This window comes from Fulvimonas yonginensis (genome assembly GCF_037137055.1).
Lineage (GTDB): Bacteria > Pseudomonadota > Gammaproteobacteria > Xanthomonadales > Rhodanobacteraceae > Frateuria_A > Frateuria_A yonginensis.
On record NZ_JBBBNY010000002.1, the window covers coordinates 337,786 to 349,830 of the forward strand.

Consider the following 12,045-nt stretch of genomic DNA (forward strand, 5'->3'; position numbering starts at 1 on the left):
TCGGGCTTGCTTCAGCCCGTCGTGGCGCCGTGAACGCCTGGCTGCTTTCCGCCGCGTGCGCCACGCATCGACAGTTTGCGCACCCAACCGCTATAAAGACAGGGATGCTTTGAACGACTTCGCGCAGGCGGCATGGCCGTCACGCGTCACGCGCCCCGCACCGTTGCCTGTTCGTGGGGCTTCGGAGCGGCAAGGCGCCGCCCGCCTCGCCTGCGCCGCCGTCGCGCCGGCCGGCCGTGCGCGGATCGGAGTCCCGGAGCATCCCTGGCCAGCGGGGGTGGTTGTGAGCGAAGAGATCCTGATCAACGTGACGCCCCGCGAAACCCGGGTGGGCGTGGTCGAGAACGGCATGCTGCAGGAGGTGCACGTCGAACGCGCTTCCCGGCGCGGCTACGTCGGCAACGTCTACAAGGGGCGCGTGCAGCGGGTGATGCCCGGCATGCAGGCGGTGTTCGTGGAGATCGGGCTGGAGCGGGCAGCGTTCCTGCACGCCTCCGACATCGTGCGTCCGCCGCTGCCCGAAGGCGCGGAGCCGCACGGCAACGGGCACACGCCCTCGATCAGCGAGCTGGTGCACGAGGGCCAGGAGATCGTGGTGCAGGTGGTCAAGGATCCGATTGGCACCAAGGGCGCGCGGCTGTCCACCCACCTGTCGATCCCTTCTCGCTACCTGGTGCTGCTGCCGCACGCGCGCACGCTGGGCATCTCCGCGCGCATCGAGGACGAGGCCGAGCGCGCCCGGCTGAAGGAGGTGCTCGGTTCGCTGATCGGCGACGAAGGAACGAACCGGCTCGGCTACATCGTGCGCACCAACGCCGAAGGCCAGTCGGCCGAATCGCTGGCCTTCGACGTGACCTACCTCAGCAAGGTCTGGCGGGTGGTGCAGGAGAACATCGCCAGGGCCAGGGTGGGCGAGCGCGTCTACGAGGAGCTCTCGCTGCCGCTGCGCAGTCTTCGCGACATGCTCACCGACGACATCGAGAAGGTGCGCGTGGACTCGCGCGAGACCTACGAAAAGGTCGTCAGGTTCGTGCACAAGTTCATGCCCAGCCTGGACGACCGCATCGAGCACTACGCCGGCGAGCGGCCGATCTTCGACCTCTACGGCGTGGAGGACGAGATCCAGCGCGCGTTGAAGAAGGAGGTGCCGCTGAAGTCGGGCGGGTATCTCATCGTCGACCAGACCGAGGCGATGACCACCATCGACGTCAACACCGGCGGCTACCTGGGCACGCGCAACCTGGAGGAGACGGTCTACCGCACCAACCTGGAGGCCGCGCAGGCGGCCGCGCGGCAGCTGCGGCTGCGCAACCTGGGCGGGATCATCATCATCGACTTCATCGACATGAACGACGAGGAGCACCGCCGCCAGGTGATCCGCATGCTCGAAAAGGGCCTGGCCCGCGACCACGCCAAGACCACGGTCTACCCGATGTCGGCGCTGGGTCTGGTCGAGATGACCCGCAAGCGCACCACCGAGAGTCTGGAACGCCAGCTGTGCGAGCCGTGCCCGGCCTGCGGCGGCCGCGGCACGATCAAGACCGCCGAGACGGTGACCTACGAGATTTTCCGCGAGATCACCCGCGCGGTGCGCCAGTTCAACGCCGAGAAGCTGCTGGTGATGGCCAGTCCCAAGGTGGTCTCGCGCATCCTGGAGGAGGAGTCCGCCGCGGTCGCCGAACTGGAGGAATTCATCTCCAAGAGCATACGCTTCCAGCCGGAAGAGCATTATTCGCAGGAACAATTCGATGTGGTCTTGCTGTAAGCGGCACGCCGCCTCGGGCACCGGCCGGGACGGCCTGCGTTGAACGCGCGCTGGCAACGGCGCCTGCACATGCTGACGCGCGCCCTGGGCTGGGGCGCCGGCGTCACGCTGGTCGCGCTGGCGGTGCTGGTGGCGCTGGCGCAACTGTTGTTGCCGCTGCTGGCGCGCCACCCGCAATGGGTCGCGGCGCAGCTGAGCGAGCGGCTGCAGCGTCCGGTCGCGTTCGCCTCGATGGAGGGGCGCTGGCAGGGATCAGGGCCGTTGTTCGTGATGCGGGACGTCGCGATCGGCCCAGGAGCGGCCGGCGGCGCCCCGCTGCGGCTGCCCGAGTCGGAGCTGAAGATCGACTTCGGCGGCTGGTTGCTGCCCTCACGCCATCTGCTGAACCTGCGTGCGCGCGGGCTCGAGCTGGACCTCGGTCACGACGCACAGGGCCGCTGGCACGTCAACGGCATCGGCGCGCCCGGCGGCGCCGGGCGGCAGAACTTCTCGATGGGGCCGGTTTCGGTGGGGCTCTGGTTGCGCGACCTGCGGCTGGCGATCACCGACGAGGCGAGTGGCCGCCGCTACCTGCTGCTGGCCGACCAGTTGCGGCTCAGCCGGCAGGGCAGCCGCATCCGCTTCGGCGTCGCCATGCACCGGGAGGGCACGCGTGGGCGCTGGCGCGGCGCCGGCAGCTTCCGCGAGGACGGCAGCGAGGGGCGCCTGTGGCTCGCCGGCGACCAGCTGGACCTGCGCACGCTGGCGGGGGACATCGCCGTGGATGGCTACGCGGCCACGAGCGGCAGCGGCAACCTGGCTGCCTGGCTGGACTGGCAGGAGGGCAAGGTGGTGCGCGCCACCTTGCGCCTCGACCTCACCGGCCTGGCGGTACAAGGGCCGGCCGGCGTCGCGCAGGTAGCCGCGCTGCGCGGCCTGGCCGGCGTGGTGCGGCAGGATGACGGCTACCTACTGCGCTACGCCACCGACGGGGGCGGTGCGCTGGCGCTGGCGCTGCGCGGGTCCGGCGCCGACGCGCGGGCGGCGATGGTGGCGCGCGGCCTCGATCTGGCGCCGCTGCTGCCCTGGCTGGCCTTGAAGCGGGACCTGTCGCCCGCGCTGGGCGCGTGGCTGGGTGGCGGGCATCCGCACGCGATCGTGGAGCGCGCCGACGTGCAGTGGTCGCGGGCCGGCGGGCTGGCCATGCTGGACGTTGCGTTCACCCATGCAGGCATCGACGCGATCGGCAAGCTCCCGGGCATCGACGCCCTGGCCGGCGAGCTGCGCGGCGACGCCGCGGGCTTCGCGCTGGAGCTGCCCGCGCAGGCCACCGTGCTCAGCCTGCCGCACAGCTTCCGCCGGCCGTTCGTGCTGTCGCGGCTGGCCGGCACCATTGCCGCCTGGCGCGAGGACGGCGCCTGGCATCTCGGCCTCGACCCGCTCGGCTTCGAGGGCGAGGGCTTCGGTGGCAGCGCGCGGGGCACGGTGGCGCTGCCTGACGACGGCGGCCGGCCGTTCCTCGACCTGTACGCGCACGTGGACCACGCGCAGGTGCCGGCGGCGAAGCTGTTCTGGCCGATCGATTCGATGTCGCCCCACGCGGTCGAGTGGCTGGACCGTGCGCTGGTGTCCGGGACCGTCGACGAAGGGTGGCTGGTGGTGCGCGGCAGCCTCGCCGACTGGCCGTTCCGCCACAACGAAGGCCGCTTCGAGGCGCGTGCCCGCATCAGCGGGCTCACCTTCGACTACGGCAAGGACTGGCCGCGCGCCGAGGGCCTGGCGGTGGACGCCAGCTTCGTCGACAACGGCATGCTGGCGCAGGCCACCGGCGGCAACTCGCTCGGCGTGAAGCTGGACCGTGCGGTCGCGCTGATCCCCGATTTCGCCGACACCACGCTCGATCTCAACGTCGATGGCAACGGCAGCGGCGCCAGCCTGCTGCAGTTCATCCGGCAGAGCCCGATCGCGCGCCGCCAGGCCGACACCCTCGCCAAGCTGCGCCTGGGGGGCAGCGGCACGTTCGCCTTCCACCTGTCGCTGCCGGTGAAGGACGTGGCGTCCCTGCGCCTGGACGGCAGCGCGCAACTGAAGAAGGTCGACGCGAACGCGCCGGAATGGAAGCTGGCGCTCGACGGGCTCAGCGGCCCGGTGAGCTTCGATGCCGACGGCGTGCACGCCGGGCCGCTCGCCGGCAGCTTCCGGGGCCAGTCGTCCTCGCTGGATCTTCGCATCGCCGGCGCCACCGGCCAGCCGGACACCGTGCTGTCGGCCCGCCTGCAGGGCCGCTACGCGATCGGGGAACTGGTGCGCGACTACCCGCAGCTGGCCTGGCTCGGTGCGGCGTCCGAAGGACGCAGCGACTACATCTTCGGCTTCGACATCGCGCACGGCAGCGCCGACACGCTGGTACAGACCTTCAGTGCGGACAGCACGCTGGCCGGAACCGCGCTGAAGCTGCCGGTGCCGTTGGCCAAGCCGGCGGCCGCGCAGCTGCCGCTGCACCTGACCCTCGGCGTGCCGGTGGACGGCGCGGAGCTGCGGCTGGCCCTGGGCGACGTGCTGCGCGCGCGCTTCCGGCTGCCGGCCGGCGAGGCCCAGCCGCTGGCGGCGGCGATCGCCTTCGGCACCGGCATGCCCGATGCGCTGCCGGCCAAGGGGCTGCGGATCCGCGGCCACGCTGCGGCGCTCGACGTCTCCGGCTGGGTGCAGCATGCTGTCGCCGGCAGCGGCGAGGACGGCCCGGGGCTGGAGAGCATCGACGCCACCGCCGACCGCGGGCTGGTATTCGAGCACGACTTTCCGGACATGCACATCCAGGCGGTGCCGGAGGCCGACGCGCTGGCCATCGACGTGGACAGCCCGGCGATGGCCGGCCACGTGAGCGTGCCCGCGACGGACCTGCGCAAGCGCGGCATCACCGCGCGCCTGCAGCGCCTGTACTGGCCGCAGACCGCCCCGGCGGCGGCCAGCACCCAGCCGCGCGCCGGCACGCCGGCGCCGGCCGCGCAGGCGTCCACCGCACAGGCGCCGAATGCGCCCACGGCTTCCGCCGAGCCGGCCGATCCCGCGGCCACCGGCATCGACCCGGCGTCGTTGCCGCCGCTGCACCTGTGGATCGGCGACCTGCGCATGGGCACGGCCAGGCTGGGCGAGGCGCGCCTGGAAACCTGGCCCACCGCGCAGGGCATGCACATCGACCAGCTGCGCGCCCTGTCCCGCAGCGTGCAGCTCAGCGCCGGCGGCGACTGGACCGGCAACGCGCAGGACAGCCACACCCACATGCGCATCGACTTCGCGGCGGAGAACCTGGGCAGCATGCTCACGGCGTTCGGCTACGAGGGGTTGTTCAGCGGCGGCAAGACGCATGCCGTGCTCGACGCCAGCTGGCCCGGCGCGCCCACGTCGTTCGCGCTGGCGACGATGGACGGCACGCTCGGCGTCGACGTCAGCCACGGGCGCATTCCGGAGGTCGGGCCGGGCGTCGGCCGGCTGTTCGGCCTGGTTTCGGTGGCCGAGCTGCCGCGCCGGCTCACGCTGGACTTCGGCGACGTGTTCGGCAAGGGCCTGGCGTTCGATTCGATCAAGGGCGATTTCCGCTTTGCCGGGGGCAACGCCACCACCGACAACCTGAAGATGCGCGGCCCGGCCGCCGACATCGACATCCGTGGGCGCACCGGCCTGCGCGCGCGCGACTACGACCAGCAGGTGCTGGTGGTGCCGCACGTGGGCAACAGCCTGCCGGTGGTCGGCGCGGTGGTGGCGGGGCCGGTCGGCGCCGCCGCCGGCTTCGCGGTGCAGGGGCTGCTCGGCAAGGGCCTCAACAAGGCCGCCAGCGCGCGCTACCGCATCACCGGCAGCTGGGACAAACCCGTGTTCACGCTGATCGAGAAGCACGAAGCGCCCGCCCCGGCGGCTGCGTCCTCGGCGGCTGCGCCGGCCGGCAGCGCGCCGGCCCCCGCGGCCACGGTGCCGGCGCATCGCTAGCCGAACCGCCCGCGCCGGTTGGCCGCGGACAGGACATCGCGGGCAGGCTCGCGCGTACGCGGCGGGTTTAAACGCCGCCTTCGGCCCCCATGTGGGATAGTCCCGTTTTCGCCCGCTTCCGGATCGCCCATGGATTCCCTCATCGCCCACGTCGAGAACAAGCTGCTGACCCCCGGCGGCCTGGCCACCCGTGACCTGGAGCGCGTGTTCGCCCAGCTGATGGGGCCGTCGGTCGACGCGGCGGACCTGTATTTCCAGCACTCGCGCAGCGAGTCCTGGTTGCTGGAGGAAGGCATCGTCAAGGACGGCAGCCATTCGATCGAGCAGGGCGTGGGCGTGCGCGCGATCAGCGGCGAGAAGACCGGCTTCGCCTACTCCGACGAGATCGTGCTGCCGCAGTTGCTGGAGGCGTCCAGGGCCGCCCGCGCGATCGCCCATGGCGGGCAGGGCAGCGGCCGGCCGCTGGCGGTCAACGGCGCGCGCCAGCTGTACCCGGCGCTCGACCCGGTCGAGAGCCTGCCCAATGCCGAGAAGATCGCGCTGCTGCGCGAGGTCGACGCCTATGCGCGCTCGCGCGACCCGCGTGTCAAGCAGGTGATCGTGAGCCTGGCCGCGACCATGGACACCGTGCTGGTGGCCGGTGCCGATGGCACGCTGGCGGCGGACGTGCGTCCACTGGTGCGCCTGAACGTGCAGGTGATCGCCGAGGCCAACGGCCGCCGCGAGCAGGGCAGCGCCGGCGGCGGCGGCCGCTACGGCTACCGCGAGCTGATCGAGAACGGACGCGCGCTGGGCTTCGCCGCCGAGGCGGTGCGCCAGGCGCTGGTGAACCTGGAGTCGGTCGACGCCCCGGCCGGGCAGATGACGGTGGTGCTCGGCCCCGGCTGGCCGGGCGTGCTGCTCCACGAGGCGATCGGCCACGGCCTGGAGGGCGATTTCAACCGCAAGGGCAGTTCCGCCTTCGCCGGCCGCATCGGCCAGCGCGTCGCCGCGCCGGGCGTCACCGTGGTGGACGACGGCACGCTGCCGGGCCGCCGTGGCTCGCTGAGCGTGGACGACGAGGGCACGCCGACCGAATGCACCACGCTGATCGAGGACGGCATCCTGGTCGGCTACATGCAGGACAAGCTCAACGCGCGGCTGATGGGCATGGCGCCCACCGGCAACGGCCGCCGCGAGTCGTTCGCGCAGTTGCCGATGCCGCGCATGACCAACACCTACATGCGCGCCGGCTCGCACGATCCGGCCGAGATCATTGCCTCGGTGAAGCGTGGACTCTATGCCGTGAACTTCGGCGGCGGCCAGGTCGACATCACCAGCGGCAAGTTCGTGTTCTCGGCCAGCGAGGCCTACCTGATCGAGGACGGCCGGATCACCGCGCCGGTCAAGGGCGCGACGCTGATCGGCGCGGGACCGGAGGTGCTGACCCGCGTTTCGATGATCGGCAACGATCTCAAGCTCGACGAGGGCATCGGCGTGTGCGGCAAGGACGGGCAGAGCGTGCCGGTCGGGGTGGGGCAGCCCACGCTGAAGATCGACGGGATGACAGTCGGCGGCACCGCCGCCTGAGGCGTGCGTGCCTTTTGCGAGGGGCGGAAGCCGGGACAAAAAAACACCGGCGCGAGGCCGGTGTTTTTCAATTCATGGCAGCCGGCGGATCAGATCAGCAGATCCTTTTCCTTCTTGCCCGCCTTCAGCGCATCGTTGAACCAGCGCGGGCGCTTGCCGCGGCCGGACCAGGTCTGTTCCGGGTTGGCCGGGTTGCGGTACTTGGGCGGCACCGAGCCGGTGCTGCGGCGGGCCTTGCGGGCGCCACCGAAGATATCCTCGAAGGTATAGCCCTCGGCCTTGATCATGGCGTGGATCTTCTCGCGCAGCTTGCCGACCTTTTCCTTGCGCAGCTCGTTCTGGCGCGCCTGCGCCTTGCTGATCAGTTCATTGAGCTGATTGTGATTGAGGTTCTTGATATCGACTGCCATGCGTGGCTCCCGGATAAGTCTTTGGATTATGTGTCTGCGTCTCGTCAGTGAGAGCGGTGCCGTCCTGTTGCCCGGGATTCTCGCCCATTGCCCGGGCAATTGCAAAAAGACGGCAGCCTCGGTGATTATTCCAACTCCGGTTAATCCTTCGGGTATTCCCGTCCGGGCCTGGCAATTACCGCGGTGGTGTAATTCCCGAACCGGGCTGCTCAGCAATCAGCGGTGCAGCCCGTCTACTTTCAGGCAAGCAGCGTGAACAGTTCGTCCCGGGTAATGGATCGGTTTTCCGCCTCGCCGCGGCGGCGATATTCCAGCGTGCCCGCCGCCAGTCCGCGCTCGCTTACCACCACGCGGTGCGGAATGCCGATCAGCTCCAGATCCGCGAACATCTGGCCGGGGCGCAGGCCGCGGTCGTCGAGCACGGTCTCGACACCGCGCCGTTCCAGTTCGCGGTAGAGCGATTCGGCCGCTTCGCGCACTTCGGGCACGTTCTTGGGATTGATGATGCACACGGCCACCCGCCACGGCGCCATCGCTTCCGGCCAGATGATGCCGGCCTCGTCGTGCGACTGCTCGATGGCCGCGGCCACCACCCGGCTGACGCCGATGCCGTAGCAGCCCATGGTCATCACCTGCGCCTTGCCCTGATCGTCCAGCACCGTGGCACCGAGGGCCTGCGCGTACTTCTGGCCGAGCTGGAAAATGTGGCCGACTTCGATGCCGCGGGCGATGTGCAGGGTGCCGTGGCCGTCCGGCGAGGGGTCACCCTCCACCACCTGGCGGATGTCCTCCACGCGGGTGATGCGGGCGTCGCGCTCCCAATTGGCGCCGGTGTAATGGGTGCCGTCGGCATTGCCGCCGCAGACGAAGTCCGCGAGCGCCGCGGCGCTGCGGTCGACGATCACGGGAATCCGTGCCGGCAGGTCGACCGGGCCGATGAAGCCGGGCCGCGTGCCGGTAGCGGCGAGGATCTCCTCCTCCGAGGCGAGCACCGACTCGCCCGGCAGTTCGACCAGCTTGCCGGCCTTGACCTCGTTGACCTCGTGGTCGCCGCGCAGGCACAGCGCGACCAGGCCTTCGCGCCCGCGCACCAGCAGCGTCTTGACGCACTGCCGCGGCGACACCCCGAGGAAGGCGCTGACCTCCTCGATGGTCTTCTGGCGCGGCGTGTCCACGCGCACCAGCGGCGCCTGCGGGGCGGGGCGCGGTGCATCGGGCGCGAGCGCCTCGGCCTTTTCGATATTGGCCGCGTAGTCGGAGCCGTCGGAAAACGCGATCGCGTCCTCGCCCGAATCGGCCAAAACCTGGAATTCGTGGCTCGCGTTGCCGCCGATCGCGCCGGTATCGGCCTGCACCGCGCGGAACTTCAGCCCCAGCCGGGTGAAAATGCGCGTGTAGGCCTCGTACATCAGCGCATAGGTGTCACCCAGCGAGGCGGCATCCAGGTGGAAGGAATAGGCGTCCTTCATCAGGAATTCGCGCGCGCGCATCACGCCGAAACGCGGCCGGATCTCGTCGCGGAACTTGGTCTGGATCTGGTAGAAGCTGACCGGCAGCTGCTTGTAGCTTTTCAGCTCGTTGCGCGCGAAATCGGTAATCACTTCCTCGTGGGTCGGGCCGAAGCAGAATTCCTGCTCCTTGCGGTCCCTGATCTTCAGCAACTGGCCGCCGAACTTCTCCCAGCGGCCGGTTTCCTCCCACAGCTCCTTCGGCTGCACCGCGGGCATCAGCAATTCGATTGCGCCGGCGCGGTCCATTTCCTCGCGCACGATGTTCTCCACCTTGCGCAGCACGCGCAGACCCAGCGGCGCCCAGGTGTAGAGGCCGGAGGCCAGCTTGCGGATCATGCCGGCGCGCAGCATCAGCCGGTGGCTGGCGATTTCGGCGTCGGCGGGAACTTCCTTGACGGTGGCCAGGTGGAATCGGCTGAGGCGCATGGCGGGTAATCCGGGGTAAAGAGGCCGATTATACGTTGGCCACCCCGGCTTACGCGGCGAGGCTAGTGGCTGCAGAACTGCCTGTACTGCTGCTCGGCCAGGGCGATCTGCTGGTTGCGCTGGGTCTCGTCCAGCGGAACGGACTTGCCGTCCTGCTCCAGCACCACGCCTTCCTTGCCCTTGAGCAGATCGAGGTTCGCCTTCTGGGCGCTGCAGAACTTGGCGAGGTTCTCGGGCGTGTTGGGCATCGTGCCTTCGCCCGCGGCCGGCTTCGCCTGCGGCGCGGGCGAGGGCTGGGCATCGGCGGCGGTGCCGCCCGGCTGCTCGGTACCCGCCATCGTGATGCGCTTGTACGGCGTGCCCTGCGGCGGCGGCGACTCGGAGTAGTGCACGGTGCCGTGGGTGTCGGTCCACTTGTAGACCTGGGCCACGACCGGAGAGGCGAGCAGCAGCGACAGTAGGGCGAGGGACAGGCGGCGCATGGGCTTCTCCGAGGGCGTCAGGCCCGGACCTGCTAGTTAGCACTCCGGCCGGTCGGACTCAAGCCTGGCGCGGCCGTTGACGGGCGATGGTTTACACTCTCGCGCATTCCGTCACGGATCGTTGCATGAGCGAGAACGCGCCAGTCCGCACGCCCCGCCACCGGGGCATCTACCTGCTGCCGAACCTGTTCACCACGGCGGCCATGTTCGCCGGCTACTACGCGATCGTGGCGAGCATCGGCGGGCGTTTCACCGAAGCGGCGATCGCCGTGTTCGTGGCGGCCCTGCTCGACGGCATGGACGGGCGCGTGGCGCGGCTGACCGGCACCCAGAGCGAGTTCGGCGTGCAGTACGACTCGCTGTCTGACCTGGTCAGCTTCGGCCTGGCGCCGTCGCTGGTGATGTACAACTGGTCGCTCTCCGCGCTGAGGGACTTCGGGCCGGTGTGGGGCAAGATCGGCTGGGCCGCCGCCTTCCTCTACGCCGCCTGCGCCGCGCTGCGCCTGGCTCGCTTCAACACCCAGGTGGGCGTGATCGACAAGCGCTACTTCCAGGGCCTGGCCAGCCCGGCCGGTGCCGCCGTGTGCATGTCCTTCGTGTGGAGCATGGAGAAGTTCCAGGTGCCGGGCGCCGAGCTGTGCTTCCTCACGCTCGGCATCGCCGTAGTGGTGGGCCTGCTGATGGTCAGCCGCTTCCGCTACTACAGCTTCAAGTCGCTGCCGATGGGCGACCGCGACCGCGTGCCGTTCCTGTGGGTGCTGGCCGGCGTGCTGGTGCTGGTGCCGTTCCTGATCGACCCGCCGCGGGTGCTGTTCGTGGTGTTCACGCTGTACCTGCTCTCCGGCCCGGTGGTGACCCTGTGGGGCCGCGCCGCGCACCGCCGGCGGACCCGCCGCGCCCGGCCATGACCCCGGCGCCGGCCAGCAGCGGACCGCTCGCCCGTCGCACGCGGGTGCTGCGCGCGCTGGGCGTCACGCCGTGGGTGCGGCGTGCTCCGGCAGTGACCGCAGCGCCGGCGCCGGCGGAACCTGCGTCCGCCATACCGCAGGCGGCCGTGCGGGCCGCCTGCGTGGTGCTGCTGCCTGATGGCTGCAGTCCGCGCGAACTGGACCTGCTCGGCCGCGCGCTGGCCGCCTACGGGCCCGAGCTGGCACGCGCCGGGCGCATCACGGTGCGCGAGGGGCGGCCCACCGCCGCCGTGCCGCCGGTGGGCGCCTACCTGGTGTTCGGCCAGACGCAGGCCCACGCGCTGGGCCGTGAACTGCCCGCCGCGGTGATGAACCGGGCGCAGATCGTGCTCGCCGACGAACCGGCCCAGGTGCTCGCCAGCGGCGCGGGCAAGCGCCGGCTGTGGACCGCATTGCGCCAATTGCGGCGCGCGCTGGCGGCGCCGGGAGGTGCGTGATGGTCGCCGTGGCGCGTCCGCGCATCGAGGTCCGTGCCATGCGGCGGGAAGATCTGGCCGCGGTCAGCGCGCTGGAGAACGCGTCCTACGAGTTTCCCTGGTCGGCCGGCATCTTCGGTGACTGCCTCAAGGCCGGGCATCCGTGCTGGGTGCTGTGCAGCGAGGGCGAGGTGGCCGGCTATGGCATCCTGTCCGTCGCGGCCGGCGAGGCGCATGTGCTCAACCTCTGCATCGGTCCGGCCTGGCGCGGACGGGGCCTGGGCCGGCACCTGCTCGGCCGGCTGCTGGACGTGGCGCGCTGGAGCGGCGCCGAGCGGGTGTTCCTCGAGGTGCGCCCGTCCAACCCGGTGGCGCAGCAGCTGTACGCCTCGGTCGGCTTCCGCGAGATCGGCCGGCGCCCGCGCTACTACCCCGCCAGGGACGGGCGCGAGGATGCCATCGTGATGGCGCTGGAGCGGGAGTCACTGGGCTCCCAGGGAGCGGCGTAGCCCGGGCTCTTCGGCCGGCGCCGCCC

9 protein-coding genes are annotated in these 12,045 nt (G+C 70.7%); 6 read left to right on the forward strand and 3 right to left on the reverse strand.

Annotation, left to right across the window (positions count from 1 at the left end):
- Window positions 1-283: 283 nt before the first annotated feature.
- The 3 genes from rng (at window position 284) to tldD (ending at window position 7,297) form a co-directional block, all read left to right on the forward strand.
- Entirely contained in the window at window positions 284-1,765 is a 1,482-nt protein-coding gene (gene rng, locus WAT24_RS04795) for a ribonuclease G (protein WP_336806682.1), read from the forward strand.
- Between the two features lie 69 nt (window positions 1,766-1,834).
- Window positions 1,835-5,728 carry a YhdP family protein gene (locus WAT24_RS04800; RefSeq protein ID WP_336806683.1) on the forward strand — a complete coding sequence of 1,298 codons (3,894 nt, stop codon included), beginning with the start codon at window positions 1,835-1,837 and terminating at the stop codon, window positions 5,726-5,728.
- A 129-nt stretch (window positions 5,729-5,857) separates the two neighbouring features.
- The gene (tldD, locus tag WAT24_RS04805) at window positions 5,858-7,297 is read left to right on the forward strand and encodes a metalloprotease TldD (RefSeq protein ID WP_336806684.1); all 1,440 of its coding nucleotides are present in this window, start codon (window positions 5,858-5,860) and stop codon (window positions 7,295-7,297) included.
- Window positions 7,298-7,386: 89 nt separating this feature from the next.
- Here the strand turns inward: tldD and WAT24_RS04810 are convergent, their stop codons facing one another.
- From WAT24_RS04810 to WAT24_RS04820, 3 genes are all read right to left on the reverse strand, one after another.
- Window positions 7,387-7,707, reverse strand: a complete 321-nt coding sequence (locus WAT24_RS04810) for an H-NS histone family protein (RefSeq protein ID WP_336806685.1) — start codon at window positions 7,705-7,707, stop codon at window positions 7,387-7,389.
- A 239-nt stretch (window positions 7,708-7,946) separates the two neighbouring features.
- Window positions 7,947-9,644, reverse strand: a complete 1,698-nt coding sequence (locus tag WAT24_RS04815) for a proline--tRNA ligase (protein ID WP_336806686.1) — start codon at window positions 9,642-9,644, stop codon at window positions 7,947-7,949.
- Window positions 9,645-9,706: 62 nt separating this feature from the next.
- Window positions 9,707-10,126 carry a DUF4124 domain-containing protein gene (locus WAT24_RS04820; protein ID WP_336806687.1) on the reverse strand — a complete coding sequence of 140 codons (420 nt, stop codon included), beginning with the start codon at window positions 10,124-10,126 and terminating at the stop codon, window positions 9,707-9,709.
- A 125-nt stretch (window positions 10,127-10,251) separates the two neighbouring features.
- Here WAT24_RS04820 and WAT24_RS04825 point away from each other — a divergent pair, with 125 nt between their 5' ends.
- From WAT24_RS04825 to rimI, 3 genes are read left to right on the forward strand one after another with little or no spacing between them, the layout of a single operon-like run.
- The gene (locus WAT24_RS04825; protein WP_336806688.1) at window positions 10,252-11,034 is read left to right on the forward strand and encodes a CDP-alcohol phosphatidyltransferase family protein; all 783 of its coding nucleotides are present in this window, start codon (window positions 10,252-10,254) and stop codon (window positions 11,032-11,034) included.
- A complete protein-coding gene (locus WAT24_RS04830; RefSeq protein ID WP_336806689.1) occupies window positions 11,031-11,531 on the forward strand; it encodes a hypothetical protein in 501 nt (166 codons plus the stop codon). Before WAT24_RS04825 ends, WAT24_RS04830 begins: the two co-directional genes overlap by 4 nt.
- The gene (gene rimI, locus WAT24_RS04835; RefSeq protein WP_336806690.1) at window positions 11,531-12,019 is read left to right on the forward strand and encodes a ribosomal protein S18-alanine N-acetyltransferase; all 489 of its coding nucleotides are present in this window, start codon (window positions 11,531-11,533) and stop codon (window positions 12,017-12,019) included. The genes WAT24_RS04830 and rimI overlap by 1 nt, the downstream gene beginning before the upstream one ends.
- Window positions 12,020-12,045 lie beyond the last annotated feature (26 nt).